Origin of the sequence: Mycolicibacterium boenickei (genome assembly GCF_010731295.1) — a bacterium.
Lineage (GTDB): Bacteria > Actinomycetota > Actinomycetes > Mycobacteriales > Mycobacteriaceae > Mycobacterium > Mycobacterium boenickei.
Genome location: NZ_AP022579.1, coordinates 5661848 through 5676982, shown reverse-complemented (window position 1 = coordinate 5676982; position 15135 = coordinate 5661848). Strand labels below are relative to the sequence as shown.

Annotated in this window: 18 protein-coding genes; 1 reads left to right on the top strand and 17 read right to left on the bottom strand. The window is 67.0% G+C overall.

Annotated features, from left to right (window positions below; translation table 11 throughout):
* Window positions 1-4: 4 nt before the first annotated feature.
* From nuoK to G6N57_RS27100, 14 genes are all read right to left on the bottom strand, one after another.
* Window positions 5-304 carry an NADH-quinone oxidoreductase subunit NuoK gene (nuoK, locus tag G6N57_RS27165; RefSeq protein WP_003881446.1) on the bottom strand — a complete coding sequence of 100 codons (300 nt, stop codon included), beginning with the start codon at window positions 302-304 and terminating at the stop codon, window positions 5-7.
* Between the two features lie 4 nt (window positions 305-308).
* Window positions 309-1088 (bottom strand): NADH-quinone oxidoreductase subunit J, encoded by a 780-nt coding sequence (locus G6N57_RS27160; protein WP_077743641.1) that lies wholly within the window; start codon window positions 1086-1088, stop codon window positions 309-311.
* A complete protein-coding gene (nuoI, locus tag G6N57_RS27155; protein WP_077743642.1) occupies window positions 1085-1609 on the bottom strand; it encodes an NADH-quinone oxidoreductase subunit NuoI in 525 nt (174 codons plus the stop codon). The genes G6N57_RS27160 and nuoI overlap by 4 nt, the downstream gene beginning before the upstream one ends.
* Before the next feature lies 1 nt (window position 1610).
* A complete protein-coding gene (nuoH, locus tag G6N57_RS27150) occupies window positions 1611-2834 on the bottom strand; it encodes an NADH-quinone oxidoreductase subunit NuoH (protein ID WP_077743643.1) in 1224 nt (407 codons plus the stop codon).
* On the bottom strand, window positions 2831-5218 hold the full coding sequence (locus G6N57_RS27145) for an NADH-quinone oxidoreductase subunit G (protein WP_097925990.1): 2388 nt from the start codon (window positions 5216-5218) through the stop codon (window positions 2831-2833). Before G6N57_RS27145 ends, nuoH begins: the two co-directional genes overlap by 4 nt.
* 32 nt (window positions 5219-5250) lie before the next feature.
* Entirely contained in the window at window positions 5251-6567 is a 1317-nt protein-coding gene (gene nuoF / locus G6N57_RS27140) for an NADH-quinone oxidoreductase subunit NuoF (RefSeq protein WP_077743644.1), read from the bottom strand.
* Complete coding sequence (gene nuoE / locus G6N57_RS27135; RefSeq protein ID WP_077743645.1) at window positions 6564-7292, bottom strand: NADH-quinone oxidoreductase subunit NuoE; 729 nt, start codon at window positions 7290-7292, stop codon at window positions 6564-6566. The genes nuoF and nuoE overlap by 4 nt, the downstream gene beginning before the upstream one ends.
* Window positions 7289-8593, bottom strand: a complete 1305-nt coding sequence (gene nuoD, locus G6N57_RS27130) for an NADH dehydrogenase (quinone) subunit D (protein WP_077743646.1) — start codon at window positions 8591-8593, stop codon at window positions 7289-7291. The genes nuoE and nuoD overlap by 4 nt, the downstream gene beginning before the upstream one ends.
* Window positions 8593-9288: an NADH-quinone oxidoreductase subunit C gene (locus tag G6N57_RS27125; protein ID WP_077743647.1), complete on the bottom strand. Its 696-nt coding sequence runs from the start codon at window positions 9286-9288 to the stop codon at window positions 8593-8595. The genes nuoD and G6N57_RS27125 overlap by 1 nt, the downstream gene beginning before the upstream one ends.
* Window positions 9285-9839 (bottom strand): NuoB/complex I 20 kDa subunit family protein, encoded by a 555-nt coding sequence (locus G6N57_RS27120; protein WP_077743648.1) that lies wholly within the window; start codon window positions 9837-9839, stop codon window positions 9285-9287. Before G6N57_RS27120 ends, G6N57_RS27125 begins: the two co-directional genes overlap by 4 nt.
* The gene (locus G6N57_RS27115; protein WP_003881436.1) at window positions 9830-10198 is read right to left on the bottom strand and encodes an NADH-quinone oxidoreductase subunit A; all 369 of its coding nucleotides are present in this window, start codon (window positions 10196-10198) and stop codon (window positions 9830-9832) included. The genes G6N57_RS27120 and G6N57_RS27115 overlap by 10 nt, the downstream gene beginning before the upstream one ends.
* A gap of 170 nt (window positions 10199-10368) precedes the next feature.
* The gene (locus tag G6N57_RS27110) at window positions 10369-10767 is read right to left on the bottom strand and encodes an Rv3143 family two-component system response regulator (RefSeq protein ID WP_077743649.1); all 399 of its coding nucleotides are present in this window, start codon (window positions 10765-10767) and stop codon (window positions 10369-10371) included.
* 64 nt (window positions 10768-10831) lie between these two features.
* Window positions 10832-11347, bottom strand: coding sequence for a YceI family protein (locus G6N57_RS27105; protein WP_077743650.1), 516 nt, complete (start codon window positions 11345-11347; stop codon window positions 10832-10834).
* A 39-nt stretch (window positions 11348-11386) separates the two neighbouring features.
* Complete coding sequence (locus G6N57_RS27100; RefSeq protein ID WP_077743887.1) at window positions 11387-11776, bottom strand: nuclear transport factor 2 family protein; 390 nt, start codon at window positions 11774-11776, stop codon at window positions 11387-11389.
* A 57-nt stretch (window positions 11777-11833) separates the two neighbouring features.
* Here G6N57_RS27100 and G6N57_RS27095 point away from each other — a divergent pair, with 57 nt between their 5' ends.
* Window positions 11834-12469, top strand: a complete 636-nt coding sequence (locus G6N57_RS27095; protein WP_077743651.1) for a class I SAM-dependent methyltransferase — start codon at window positions 11834-11836, stop codon at window positions 12467-12469.
* Between the two features lie 98 nt (window positions 12470-12567).
* Here the strand turns inward: G6N57_RS27095 and G6N57_RS27090 are convergent, their stop codons facing one another.
* From G6N57_RS27090 to G6N57_RS27080, 3 genes are read right to left on the bottom strand one after another with little or no spacing between them, the layout of a single operon-like run.
* Window positions 12568-12915, bottom strand: coding sequence for a DUF6285 domain-containing protein (locus G6N57_RS27090; RefSeq protein ID WP_077743652.1), 348 nt, complete (start codon window positions 12913-12915; stop codon window positions 12568-12570).
* Entirely contained in the window at window positions 12912-13874 is a 963-nt protein-coding gene (locus G6N57_RS27085) for a phosphotransferase family protein (protein ID WP_162564031.1), read from the bottom strand. Before G6N57_RS27085 ends, G6N57_RS27090 begins: the two co-directional genes overlap by 4 nt.
* Window positions 13875-13888: 14 nt before the next feature.
* Entirely contained in the window at window positions 13889-15133 is a 1245-nt protein-coding gene (locus G6N57_RS27080) for an acyl-CoA dehydrogenase family protein (protein ID WP_077743654.1), read from the bottom strand.
* Between the last annotated feature and the right edge of the window lie 2 nt (window positions 15134-15135).

Below are 15135 nucleotides of genomic sequence, written 5' to 3'. Positions count from 1 at the left end.
GCCCTTAGTGCTTCAGCAGACTGGCGTCGTCGACCGAGGCCGATCGGCGGGTACGGAAGATGGTCATGATGATCGCGAGGCCGACCACCACCTCGCAGGCGGCGACCACCATGGTGAAGAACGCCACCACCTGGCCGTCTAAGTGGCCGTGCATGCGGGAGAACGCGACGAACGCCAGGTTGGCGGCGTTGAGCATCAGCTCGACACACATGAACATCACGATGGCGTTGCGCCGCAACAGCACTCCCGACGCGCCGATAGTGAACAACAGTGCCGACAGGTACAGATAGTTGTCGGGATTCACCGCATCACCCCTCCCCGTTCGCCGAGTTACTGGCCGAGCCGCTGATCGTGCGCTGCGGCAGGATGGCACTGACCGACAACGTCGCGTCGGATCCGTCGGGCAGGCGGGCCGGGACGTCGACGGCGTTGTGCCGCGCGTAGACACCGGGATTGGGCAGCGGCGTCGGATGCCCGCCGGCCTGGAACCGTTCGACCGCCAGCTCCCGCTGGGTCTTGCGGCGCTCGAAGCGTTCCCGGTGGGCGAGCACCATCGCGCCCAGTGCCGCGGTGATCAGGAGGGTGCTGGTCAGTTCGAACGCCCACAGATAGCGGGTGAAGATCAGCGCGGCGAGCCCTTCGACGTTGCCGCCGCTGTTGGCCTGGGCCAGCCCGGTGAAACCCGCGACCGAGACATTGCCGATCCCGGCGATCAACAGGATGCCGAAGCCCGTGCCGGCCGCCAGAGCCGCAAGGCGTTGTCCGCGCAGTGTTTCGGTGAACGATTCGGACAGGTCGACACCGATCAGCATCAGCACGAACAGGAACAGCATCATCACCGCGCCGGTGTAGACCACCACCTGCACCACGCCGAGGAACAGTGCGTCCTGAGCGATGTAGAGCACTGCCAGCGAGATCATCGTGCAGGCCAGAAACACCGCGGAGTACACCGCCTTGGGTGCGGCCACCACGCCGACGGCGCCGAGGACGGCGACCGTCCCGAGGACCCAGAACAGCACTGCTTCGGTTGTCGAGGTGTGGTGCACGCTTCCGGCGGCCCCAGCCAGCAGCACGACGTCCGGGCTCACGGGATGTCCTGGGAGAGCGGCTTGATCCGGCCGAGGTAGTAGTCGTCGTCGGTGCTGCCCGGCGCCATGTCATGTGGTGGCACCTGCATACCGGGTTGCAGCGGGGCCAGCAGTTTGTCCTTGCCCCAGATCAGATCTGCCCGGTTGTCGTCGGCCATCTCGTACTGGTTGGTCATGGTCAGCGCGCGCGTCGGGCAGGCCTCGATGCACAGTCCGCACCCGATGCAGCGCAGGTAGTTGATCTGATACACCCGGCCGTACCGCTCGCCCGGTGAGAAGCGTTCGTCCTCGGTGTTGTCGGCGCCTTCGACGAAGATCGCGTCGGCCGGGCAAGCCCAGGCACACAGCTCGCAGCCGATGCACTTCTCCAGGCCGTCGGGATAGCGGTTGAGTTGATGGCGGCCGTGATAGCGCGGTGCGACGGGGCCGGGTTTCTCCGGATAGCCTTCGGTGACGGGCTTTTTGAACATCGAGCCGAAGGTGACCGCGAATCCGGCCAGCGCGTCGAGGAACTTGGGCATCTTAGGCATCGGCAACCTCCTTTACGGCATTCGGCAGCGGAGGCACCGGATATGCGCCGGCGCTCTGCTCCGGTATCGGCCGAACAGTTCTGCCCCGCAAGGCTTTCCACAATGCCGCGGCCAGCACCGCCACGATCACGACGGCGGTGGTCACCAGGCCCGTCGCCCAGTTGTGGTAACCGTGCTCGCGCAGGCTGTGGGTGACCGCGACGACCATGATCCAGACCAGCGACACCGGGATGAGCACCTTCCAGCCCAACGCCATGAACTGGTCGTAGCGCAACCGGGGCAGGGTGGCCCGGAGCCAGAAGTACAGGAACATGAACGTCCACACCTTGGCGACGAACCACAGCAGCGGCCACCAACCGCTGTTGGCGCCGTCGATCAGGTTGAACGGGAACGGCGCATGCCAGCCGCCGAGGAACATCGTGGTGGCCAGCGCCGAGACGGTGGTCATGTTGACGTACTCGGCGAGCATGAACATCGCGAACTTCAGCGACGAGTACTCGGTGTGGAATCCGCCGACCAGTTCGCCCTCGGCTTCGGGCAGATCGAAAGGCGCCCGGTTGGTTTCGCCCACCATCGAGGTCACGTACACCACGAACGAGGGCAGCAGCAGGAACACATACCAGGTGCGGTCCTGCGCGGCGACGATGCCGGAGGTGGACATGGTGCCGGCGTAGAGGAACACCGCCGCGAACGACAAGGCCATCGCGATCTCGTAGGAGATCACCTGGGCGCTGGATCGCAGGCCCCCCAGTAGCGGGTAGGTGGATCCCGAGGCCCAGCCGGCCAGGACGATGCCGTACACCCCGATCGAGGTGACGGCCAGGATGTAGAGCACTGCCACCGGCAGATCGGTCAGTTGCAGCGCGGTGCGGTGGCCGAACACCGATACCTCACCGCCCATCGGGATCACCGCGAACGCCATGAACGCCGGAATCACCGAGATGATCGGCGCCAGCAGGTAGATGGGTTTGTCGATGCCGGCCGGGGTGAGGCCTTCCTTGAGGGCCAGTTTGACGCCGTCGGCCAACGACTGCAGCAGGCCCCAGGGGCCGACGCGGTTGGGGCCCGGCCGCATCTGCATGCGGCCCAGCACCTTCCGTTCGATGAGAATCGCCGCGAGCACGGTGAGCAGCAGGAAGACGAACACCCCGAGCGCCTTGGCCAGGATCAGCCACCACGGATCGTGGCCGAACAGTGTGGGATCGGGATACGTCATGAGTCGGCCCGCCCGATCGACACCACTGCCCCGGCGGTCACTCCGAGCTGGCGATGGATCGCCGTTCCCGGGGAATTGGTCGGCAGCCACACCACCCGATCGGGCATCTCGGTCACCGTCAGCGGCAACGTGATGGCGCCTCGGTCCGTGCTGACGGTCACCGGATCATCTGATGTCACACCGAGTTCGGCGGCGGTGGCCGGGGACAGCCGCGCTACGGGGCTGACGGCGGTACCGGCCAGGTACGGTTCCCCGTCCTGTAGCCGTCCGGCGTCGAGCAGCAGGCGCCAGCTGGCCAGCACGGCCTGCCCGGGGCCGGGGGCAGGCGCAGGACCGGGCACTGCCGACGGTGCGGCGGCCCGGGAACCGCTCCAGGTGCCGAGCCGGGCCAGCTCGGTGTCGGCGGCTTCGGGTCCGGTCAATCCGAGATCGACGCCGATCTCGTCGGCCAGGTAGTGCAGGACGCGCAGATCGGGGATGGCGTTGGTCCGCAACGCCGGTTCGAACGGGCGAATCCGGCCCTCCCAGTTGAGGTATGCGCCACCCTTCTCCACTGCCGGAGCCACCGGGAAGACCACGTCGGCCAGCTCGGTGACCTCGCTCTCACGCAGTTCGAAGCTCACCACGAAGGGGGTGGCCCGGAGCGCCGCCACGGCCGCGGCCGGGTCGGGCAGGTCGGTGATCTCGACGCCGCCGACGATGAGCGCAGAGAGCGTTCCGTCGCCGGCCGCCGCCAGGATGGCGCCGGTGTCGCGGCCCGCGGTGGCAGGCAGGTCGGAGGCGTTCCAGGCGGCTGCGGTCTGGGCGCGGGCATCGGCGTCGTCGACGGGCCGTCCACCGGGCAGCAGGTTGGGCAGGGCGCCGGCCTCCAGCGCGCCGCGTTCACCGGCCCGGCGTGGAATCCAGCCGATCCGGGCGCCGGTGGCCGCGGAGAGTCGCAGCGCGGCCGACAGGGCACCGGGTGAGGTGGCCAGGCGTTCACCGACCAGGATCACCGCGCCGGGGCGTTGTAGCCGCTCGTCGGACGCCAGCGCGTCCAGCGCGGCGGATTCGGTCCCGGGGACGGTAGGGATCAGCGTGCCCGCCATCTTGGTCAGTCCACGGCTGGCCAGCGGTGCCACGGCGAGTACCTGCAGGCCGTTCTTGCGGGCTGCCTTGCGCAGCCGCAGGAACACGATCGGGGATTCCTCTTCGGGCTCCAGCCCGACGAGCAGGACGGTCGGCGCCTTTTCCAGTTCGGCGTAGCGCAATGTCATGGGTTGCCCCGCGATGCGCGCCGCGAGGAATTCCGCCTCCTCGCCAGAGTGGGGCCGGGCGCGGAAGTCGATGTCGTTGGTGCCCAGCACCATGCGGGCGAACTTCGAGTACGCGTAGGCGTCCTGCACCGTGCAGCGCCCACCCACCAGCACACCGGTGTTCGCACCTGCGGCCAGCAGGCTCGCTCCGGCGACCGTCAGCGCCTCCGACCACGACGCCGGCCGCAGCGCACCGTCTTCACGGATCAGCGGTGTGGTGATGCGGTCACCGGCCGTCGCATAGGTGAACGCCCAGCGGCCCTTGTCGCAGTTCCACTCCTCGTTGACCTCGGGGTCGTCGCCGGCCAAGCGGCGCAGCACCTTTCCGCGTCGATGGTCGGTGCGCTGGGCGCAGCCCGACGCGCAGTGTTCACAGACGCTGGGACTGGAGACGAGGTCGAACGGCCGGGCCCGGAACCGGTAGGCCGTGCCGGTCAGCGCACCCACCGGGCAGATCTGCACGGTGTTGCCGGAGAAATACGACTGGAACGGTTCACCGGGGGCGATCCCGACCTGTTGCAGCGCACCGCGTTCCAGCAATTCGATGAAGGGGTCACCGGCGATCTGTGCGGAGAACCGGGTGCAGCGTGCGCACAACACGCACCGTTCGCGGTCGAGTAGGACCTGTGCGGAGATGTTGATGGGTTTCGGGTAGGTCCGCTTGACGTCCTCGAACCGGGTCTCGGGGCGCCCGTTGGACATGGCCTGGTTCTGCAGCGGGCATTCGCCGCCCTTGTCGCAGATCGGGCAGTCCAACGGATGGTTGATCAGCAGCAGCTCCATCACGCCGCGCTGTGCCTTGTCGGCCGCTTCGGAGCTGTACTGGGTGTGCACCACCATGTCCGGCATGACTGTGGTGGTGCACGAGGCCATGGGTTTGCGTTGGCCCTCGACCTCGACGAGGCACTGCCGGCACGCCCCGACCGGATCGAGCAGCGGGTGATCGCAGAACCGGGGGATCTGGACACCCATCAGCTCGGCGGCGCGGATCACCAGCGTGCCCTTGGGAACGCTGATCTCGTGCCCATCGATGGTGAGTGACACCATCTCCACCGGCGGGGTGTCCTTCGTCGGCTCGGCCAATGTCACCTACGGCCCCCTCTGCTCGCGGTGAGTAGCATCTACGCACCTGCCCCTTCGGTCGCCATCAATGTCGAGGCGTGCGGATCGAACGGGCAGCCCCCGTCCAGGTGCGCCACGTACTCGTCACGGAAGTACTTGATCGAGGACATGACCGGGCTGGCCGCACCGTCTCCCAACGCACAGAACGACTTTCCGAAGATGCCGTCGGCGATGTCGAGCAGCTTGTCGATGTCGGCCCGGGTTCCGGCACCTTCTTCCAGCCGGGCATAGATCTGGGCCAGCCAATACGTGCCCTCGCGACACGGTGTGCATTTCCCGCAGGACTCATGGGCGTAGAACTGGGTCCAGCGGCGCACGGCCCGCACGACGCAGGTGGTCTCGTCGAAGATCTGCAGCGCCTTGGTGCCGAGCATGGACCCGACCGACGCCATGCCCTCGTAATCCAGGGGTACGTCGATATGTTCGGCGGTGAGCAGCGGTGTCGACGAACCACCCGGGGTCCAGAACTTCAGGGTGTGACCGTCGCGGACACCGCCGGCATAGTCGAGCAGTTCGCGCAGGGTGATCCCCAGCGGCGCCTCGTACTGACCGGGCCGGTTCACGTGACCGGACAACGAATACAACGTGAAACCAGGGGATTTCTCGGAGCCCATCGACCGGAACCAGTCCACCCCGTTGACCATGATCGGCGGCACGCTGGCGATCGACTCGACGTTGTTGACCACGGTCGGGCATGCGTACAGGCCCGCCACCGCGGGAAACGGTGGGCGCAGCCGCGGTTGGCCGCGACGGCCCTCCAGGGAATCGAGCAGCGCGGTCTCCTCACCGCAGATGTAGGCGCCGGCGCCGGCGTGCACGGTCAGCTCCAGGTCGAAACCCGAACCCAGGATGTCGGTGCCCAGGTATCCGGCCGCGTAGGCTTCGGCGACCGCCGCCTGCAGTCGCCGCAAAACCGGGACGACCTCACCGCGGACGTAGATGAAGGCGTGGCGGGCCCGGATCGCGTAGGCCGCGATGATCACCCCCTCGACCAGGAAGTGCGGCGTGGTCAGCAGCAGCGGAATGTCCTTGCACGTACCGGGTTCGGACTCGTCGGCGTTGACGACGAGGTAATGCGGTTTGGCTCCGGCCCCCTCTTCACCCTGCGGGATGAACGACCATTTGGTCCCGGTCGGGAAACCGGCGCCGCCGCGTCCGCGCAGTCCCGAATCCTTCACCAGTGCGATCACGTCGTCCGGCCCCATCGCCAGTGCCCGCTGCAGCCCGCGGTACCCGTCGTGGCGGCGGTAGGTGTCCAGCGTCCACGGTTCCGGTTCGTCCCAGAATCGGCTCAGTACCGGGGTCAGCGCGGTCATGAGGTCGGACCTGTCTCGGGAGCCGACATTCCGCGTTTCCGCGCTTCGTGAAGACCGGCCAGGGTAGCGGCCCCGGGGGAGCCGCCCGCGGCATGCGGGTCGGTCAGCCCGGCCAGTGTGCGAGCTGTTTCCCGGAACGTGCACAGTGGTGCCCCGCGGGTCGGCGCCGGAGGGGTCCCGCCGCGCAGGCCGTCCACCAGATCCCGTGCCGACGACGGAGTCTGGTTGTCGTAGAACTCCCAGTTGACCATCACCACCGGGGCGTAGTCGCACGCCGCATTGCACTCGATGTGCTCCAGGGTGACCCGTCCGTCGTCAGTGGTTTCGCCGGCGTGGATGTCCAGATGATCCTGCAGCGCATCGAGAATCGCGTCGCCGCCCATGATCGCGCACAACGTGTTGGTGCACACGCCGACCAGGTAGTCGCCGGTAGGGGTGCGCCGGTACATCGAATAGAACGTGGCCACCGCGGTGACCTCGGCGTCGGTCAGGCCCAACAGCGCTGCGCAGAAATCGATTCCGGCGGGGGTGAGACAGCCGTCCTCCGCCTGCACCAGGTGCAGCAGCGGAAGCAGCGCCGAGCGGGCGTCGGGATAGCGGGCGGTGACCTGCTCGGCCTCGGCGGTGAGCCGGGCCGTCACCTCCTCCGGATACGCCGCGGGCCCGTTGATCGGCGGGCCCGCTTCATCGGGGCGTTGCCCCAGTTCAAGAAACACTTCCTTCACCTATCCACCCCGCCCATGACCGGATCAATCGACGCCACCGCGGCAATGGCGTCGGCCACCATGCCGCCCTCGCACATCGCCGCCACCGCTTGCAGATTCGTGAACGAGGGGTCGCGGTAATGCACGCGGTAGGGGCGGGTGCCACCGTCGGAGACCATGTGCACCCCGAGCTCGCCGCGCGGGGACTCCACCGCGACGTACACCTGCCCGGCCGGTACCCGGATGCCCTCGGTGACGAGCTTGAAGTGATGGATCAGCCCCTCCATGGAGTGGCCCATGATCTTGGCGATGTGTTCGGGGGAGTTGCCCAGTCCGTCCGGGCCGACCTTGAGATCGGCCGGCCAGGCCAGCTTCTTGTCGGAGATCATCACCGGACCGTCGCCCATCTTCTCGAGTCGGTCCACACACTGCTCGACGATCTTCAACGATTCCCGCATCTCCTTGACCCGAATGATGTACCGGCCGTAGGAGTCGCAGCGGTCGTCGGTGATGACGTCGAATTCGTAGTCCTGGTAACCGCAATACGGTTGTGTGCGACGCAGATCGTGGGGCAGTCCGGTGGAGCGCAGAACCGGACCGGTGATCCCCAGCGCGATGCACCCGGTCAGATCGAGATATCCGACCCCGACGGTGCGGGCCTTCCAGATGTAGTTCTCGTTGAGCAGATCCTCCAAGTCGCCCAAGCGTTTCGGCAGCAGGTCGAGCAGCGCCCGAACCTGGCTCACCGCATCGTCGGGTAGGTCGGCGGCCAGTCCGCCCGGCCGGATGTAGGCATGGTTCATCCGCAGGCCGGTGATCGACTCGAAGACCCGCAGGATCTCCTCGCGTTCCCGGAACCCGTAGAACATGGCGCTCATCGCGCCGAGCTCCATTCCGCCGGTGGCCAGCGCCACCAGGTGCGAGGAGATCCGGTTGAGCTCCATGAGCATCACCCGGATCACGCTGGCCCGCTGCGGGATGTCGTCGGTGATGCCCAGCAGCTTCTCCACACCCAGGCAGTACGCCGTTTCGTTGAAGAACGGCGAGAGATAGTCCATCCGGGTGACGAACGTGACACCCTGCGTCCAGTTGCGGTACTCCAGGTTCTTCTCGATGCCGGTGTGCAGATATCCGATACCGCAACGGGCTTCGGTGATGATCTCGCCCTCGATCTCGAGGATCAGCCGCAGCACGCCGTGGGTCGACGGATGCTGCGGGCCCATGTTGACCACGATGCGTTCGCCGGCATGCTCGCGCGCCGCGGCCACCACGTCGTCCCAGTCCTGTCCGCCGACCACCACGACGGGGGATTCGGTACTCATCAGTTGTAGGACCTCCGCTGATCGGGCGGCGGAATCTGTGCGCCGTGATATTCGACCGGAATGCCGCCCAGCGGATAGTCCTTGCGCTGGGGATGGCCGACCCAGTCGTCGGGCATCTCGATCCGGGTCAACGCCGGATGTCCGTCGAACACGATGCCGAAGAAGTCGTAGGTCTCGCGTTCGTGCCAGTCGGTCGTCGGATACACCGCATACAGCGACGGAATGTGCGGATCTGCGTCGGGCGCTGCGACTTCCAGCCGAATCCGGCGGTTGTGGGTGATCGACATCAGCGGGTACACCGCGTGCAGTTCGCGGTCGGTGTCGTCGGGATAGTGCACCCCACTCACGCCCAGGCAGAGCTCGAACCGCAACTGGGGGTCATCCCGCAGGATGCTGGCCACCGCCGGCAGCTGAACTCGGCTGACCTCCAGGGTCAGCTCGTCGCGATGAACCACCACGCGCTCGATCGACACGGCATAGCGCTCCTCACCGAGGATTTCGGCGAGCCGGTCGACCACCTCATCGAAGTACCCGCCATACGGTCGGGGAGAACTGCCCGGCAGCGCGACCGACCGCACCAGCCGGCCGTAACCGGAGGTGTCGCCCGTTCCCGAGGCGCCGAACATGCCGCGGCGCGTCCCGATCACCTCGGGACCCTGACCGGTGCTCGTGTCGTTTCCGTTGGCCGTGCTCATCGCAGCAGGCCTTTGAGTTCGATGGTGGGCGTGATGGACAGTGCGGCCTGTTCGGCCTCCCGGATGGCCTCCTCGCGGTTCACCCCGAGCGGCATCTGCTGAATCTTGTCGTGCAGCTTCAGAATTGCGTGCAGCAGCATCTCCGGTCGTGGTGGGCACCCAGGCAGGTAGATGTCGACGGGCACCACGTGATCGACGCCCTGGACCACGGCGTAGTTGTTGAACATCCCGCCAGAGGAGGCGCAAACGCCCATGGCCAGCACCCATTTCGGCTCGGCCATCTGGTCGTAGATCTGGCGTAGCACCGGGGCCATCTTCTGGCTCACCCGGCCCGCCACGATCATCAGGTCGGCCTGCCGCGGCGTCGCGGAGAAGCGCTCCATACCGAACCGGGCGATGTCGAAACGTGGCCCGGCGGTCGACATCATCTCGATGGCGCAGCAGGCCAGACCGAAGGTGGCCGGCCACAACGACCCCTTACGCACGTAGCCTGCGACTGCCTCCACCGTCGAGAGCAGGATTCCACCGGGCAGACGTTCCTCTAATCCCAATTCAGGCCCCCTCGCCGCCAGACATAGGCGTATGCCACGAACACCGTGAGCATGAACAACAGCATCTCCACCAGGGCGAACAGACCGAGGCTGTCGAACGCCACCGCCCACGGATAGAGAAAGACGATCTCGATGTCGAACACGATGAACAACATCGCGGTCAGGTAGTAGCGGATCGGCATGCGCTGGCCGGTCACACCGGCGGCCCCGGGCTGCATCGGCTCGATCCCGCATTCGTAGGCCTCTAGCTTGGACCGGTTGTAGCGGCGCGGACCGATGACGAGCGCGATCCCCACGGAAACCACGGCGAACGCGGCCGCGATCGCTCCGAGAACCAGGATGGGCGTGTATAAATTCATGCCACTTATCGCTCCCTCGGGGGCTGTCGATGTGAGCTAACCCACAGCCTAGCGAGGTTTGCGGCCTGTGCCACACATTTTGGTTAGTATCGTTTCATATCGGGGCAGCGTGTCGCTGCGGCCGCAGCCATGCCGCGAAAGTCAACGGCAACAGGGCAATTCGCGGAAAATTACTGAACCGGGGCGCGCAGCAGCGACACCACCGCATCACCCAGCCGGATCGGATCGATCGGGTGGGGCACCGCTGCCTCGGCCTGTGACCAGCTAGCCAGCCAGGCATCGTCGGGTCGTCCGGTCAACACCAGGACGGGCGGGCAATTCGCGACCTCGTCCTTGAGTTGTTTGGCCACTCCCATGCCCCCGGCCGGGGTGGCTTCACCGTCGAGGATGGCCAGGTCGATGCCGCCCGCGTCCATTCGTGCGACCACCATCGGTGCGGTGGCGATCTCGACGTATTCCAGTTCGGGTAGTTCCGGATGCACCCGTTTGCCCAGTGCGAGACGTACCTGTTCGCGGGTGCGCGGGTTGTCGCTGTACACCAGGATGCGCAGCGGCGCGGGGCCGGCCATGACGCCGATGCTACTGCGCAAGGCGTTGCCGGCCGGACAACTCAGCGAATTCTGTTGTGTTGCATCAGACTCGGGTGAACACAAGTTCACCCGAAAGGACGGTTTTCGGGCCGACCATCCCGAGCAGGTCGCCCGACACGCCGAAGTCATCTCGTTGTACCTCGCACCGGCCTGACAGCCGCAGCGTGCCGTCGTCGAGGGTCTGCACGTCGACCGGTAATTCGACCGGCTTGGACACTCCGCGAACCGTGAGGACCGTTGTCAAGCGCAGCCTGTCGTCCGACGGTTCCAAACCGGTCACCTCCACGGTGATCTCGGGATGCGCCGCGACGTCGAAGAAATCGGCCGATCGCAGGTGGTCGTCCCGCTTTCCGATGCCGGTACGCACCGATGTCGCCGCGATCGCCACCCGGCCGCTCACCCCGGCCCCGGCGGAGCCTTCCCCGGTGAACTCCGTGAAGCGTCCGGTGACCGTCGCCAGGCCCCACAGCGTCTTGTTCCGGAATGTCACCGCGGATCGGTCCGGGACCAGCGTCCAGTTTCCGGCGCTCGCGGTCAGGATGTCGCTGGTCGTGGCCATGACTCCTCCATTCTCGTCGGGCCGGTTGACCGGCTCGGGTCAGGTGAGCAGCGGCGCGATGTCCTTCGGATCGAAGTACTCGTCGATGCGGTGGATCAGACCGTCGGTACCCACTTTGATCACGATGCACACTCGCAATGCGATCAATGTGCCATCTCGTGCTCCGGCGTGCAGGACATGCTGCTGGACGAATCCGCCGGCGAAGAACTGCCGATCGAGCACCTCGTATCGGCGCTCGCGGGTCGCGTTGATGAACCAGTCGATGACCTTCAACGCGCGGCTGCGGTCGTTGTCCCTGGCGTCGCCGGCGTGCCATACCGCGACATCGTCGGCCCACAGCTGGGCCACCCCGGCTTTGTCGCCGCGCTCGATCGCGTCGAACAGGCGGTGCGCGACGTCGTCGACGATCTCGACTTCGGTGCGGGACATCATCGGCTCCTCGGTAGGGGTTGACCTCAACGGCTATTCAGGTTTCAGACTCGTGTCATGAACTCCACGCCTGCACATTCGCTGTTCGACGAAGCCTACGAGTCCCGTACCGCGCCATGGGTGATCGGCGAGCCGCAACCGGCCATCGTCGAGTTGGAACGCACCGGCCGCCTGGGCGGCAAGGTGCTCGATGTCGGCTGTGGCGCTGGTGAACACACCATGCTGCTGACCCGCCTCGGGTATGACGTGCTCGGTATCGACTTCTCCGAACAGGCCGTCGCCCAGGCCCGCGACAACGCCGCGCAGCGGGGTATCGATGCGCACTTCGCCGTCGCCGACGCGACCCGGCTCGGTGAGACGGAGGGCCCGCGGTACGACACGATCGTCGACAGTGCGTTGTTCCACGTCTTCGACGACGTCGACCGGCCGCGCTACGTGGCCAGCCTGCACCGGGCCGCCCGTCCGGGTGCGACGGTGCACGTGCTGGCGCTGTCCGACGCGGGCCGTGGGTTCGGACCCCAGGTCAGCGCCGAGGTGATCCGCCAGGCCTTCGCCGACGGGTGGGAACTGGAGGCGCTGGACACCACGACATACCGCGGCGTGGTGGGCCCGGCCCATGCCGAGGCGTTGGGCGAGCAGGTCGGAGCCCGGGTGGACGAGCCGGCGTGGCTGGCCCGGATCCGCAGGCTCTGACTGCTCGGGCGACCTTCCCGACTCACGCCGAGTTCTACGCCGGGGCTGTACTCGCGCGGCGACCACAACCGTGGCGTAGAACTCGGCGCGACAGGGAGTCACTGCTCGTCGTATCCCGGATGCGCGGCGGCGAGCCGTTGACGTACCAGGACCCGCAGGCAGGCGGTGACGTCGTCGGCCCGGTCATCGAGGTCGCCGGCCCGGATCGCTGCCGCGAGCGCTGCCTCGTCGGCGAACCCGACCCCGGCCAAGGCCGCCTCGGCCGCCGAGGCGGCCTGACCGGCCGACAGTTCGCGTTCGACCATGCGCAGGGCGTTGGCCGCCACGCGGGCCTGAAACTTCACCGGAGCCGCGACCGAGTCTCCGTCGCGCACCTCGCTGTCGAGGAACTCCGCGACCGCGGCGACCAACTCGGCCGCCGTCGGCCGTCCGTACAGGTTGCTCACCAGCTGCTCCCGTCCAGCAGACTCAACAGGTCCCACTCGGTCTCGCAGACCCGACGGCCGATGGTCGCCAGCTCCACCGATCGGGTCTGCCCGCTCAGATGACGTTCGGCCTGATAGCGGCAGATGATGCCCCACCGCAGCGTGGCCAGCACCAGCCACCAGCGGATCGCCGACCGGTCGAGGGTGGCGCCACCGGCGGCTTCGTAGGCATCCAGAAAGCTCTCGATGCTGCCCAGGCCACCGGCCCCGAGGTGGGCCGGCGCCCCGAATCGCCAGGCCCGGATACAGAACCAGGCGAGGTCCTCGTACACCTCGCCGAGGTGCACCAGCTCCCAGTCCAGCACCGCGGCCAGTCCCGAGTCGTCGACGATCACGTTGCCCATCCGGAAGTCGCCGTGCACCAACCGCAGTGGCGACGGCGGCGGCCGGTTGGCGTCCAGCCAGCGAAACACCCACTCGAAAGTGGCTGTGGTATCGCCCATCTCGTCGAGTTGCTCCCGCCACTGGGACACCTGGTCCTGCTCGACGAGGCCGGGTAACGCGGGCGGTTCGGCTCGGTGGATGGCGGCCAGCGCCTGCGCACACTGGGTGAGCAGCCGTGCCCGGCCTGCTTCGTCGAGCCTGCGCTGAATGCGCCGAACGATGGTCTCGCCACCGATGAAGTCACAGATCAGGAAGGGATCTCCCAGCGCGGCAACGGAATCGTCGGCGACCAGCACGTGGGGGACCGGAGCGCCGGCCACGGCAGCCGCCCGTTGGGCACCGGCCTCAAGCTCCATCCCGGCGTGGACCTCGTCGGGCGCACCGGTGCGCAGGATCAGCGGGCGGGAAGCCGCGTCTGTCACGGCATCGAAGGACCACGTCGTGCGACTGGCTCCGCCGGTCAGCTCGCGTAGGTTCTCCACGCCCACCCCGTCGCCCAGCACCGGGGTCAGGACGTCGACCAGTCGGGGGACCAGCAGGCCGGCCTCGCTCACTGCTTGGCCTTGCCGAACCCGAACAGCCGCTGTGCGACTCGGCGCATCTGGATCTCCTCGGCGCCCTCGGTGATGCGGTAGCGGCGGTGGTGGCGGTAGATGTGCTCGAACGGTTCGTGACGGCTGTAGCCGATGCCACCGTGGACCTGCATGGCCCGGTCGGCGGCCTCGCACACGAGGCGGTTGGCGCGGTAGTTGGCCATCGATACCTTGTCGGACACCTCCATGTGGTGGTTCTGGTCCAACTGCGTCGCGGCGTACCGGACGAGCAGCCGGACCATCTGCGCCTCGGTCTGCAATTCCACCAACGGCCACTGCACGGCCTGGTTGACCGCCAGCGGCTTGCCGAACACCATGCGCCGGTTCGCGTAGTCCACGGCGCGGTCGATACAGAACTGGGCGGCGCCCAAGCTGCTGGCGGCCTGGCGAATCCGGTTCTCGTGCAGGAAGGTCTGGCCGACCTCCAGGCCGCGGTTGATCTCGCCGAGCACGGCGTCGGCGGGCACCCGCACGTTGTTCAACTCGACCTCGCCGTGATCGGTGGGCATGTTGAACGTCCACCAGTAGAACGGGACGGTGAATCCCGGCGCGTCGGTGGGGACCAGAAATGCGCTGATCCCACGAGCTTGTCCGGGTTCGCCGGAGGTCCGGGCGAAGATCAGATCGTGGGTGGCCCGGTGTACTCCGGTATTCCACCGCTTGCGACCGTTGATGATCCAGCTGTCGCCGTCCCGAACTGCTGTGGTCTCCAGCCAGGTGGCATCCGAACCGTGGTCGGGCTCGGTCAAGCCGAACGCCATGGAGCGCTTGCCGGTGAGCATCGCCTCGACCCATTCGGATTTCTGCGCCTCGGTACCGAACCGGTCCATCATGATGACCTGCGGAAAGTTGCCGACGATCGAGGATTCGTCCTGCAGGTCGTTGTGCAGCCCGAGGCCCTTGTGCGCCAGGTGTTCCCGGATCACCGCCATGTCGAGGTTGCTGCCGTCGCGTCCGCCGAACTTGGCGGGCAACCCGTACCGCAGCCAGCCGGCAGCGTCGGCCCGGCGCCGCATCTCGTCGAGCAGATCCTCCCAGGCGCGATTGGGTATCCCGCCGTTCTCCCAGTCGGTGCGGGCATATTCGCGGCGCTGGTCGAAGTACTGCATGTGGTCGCGCTCGAGCGGCTTGATCTGGGTCTCGATGAACTCGTCCATCTCGGCAAGGACGGTCGAAAGATGGTCGGGTAAAGCGAAATCCACGA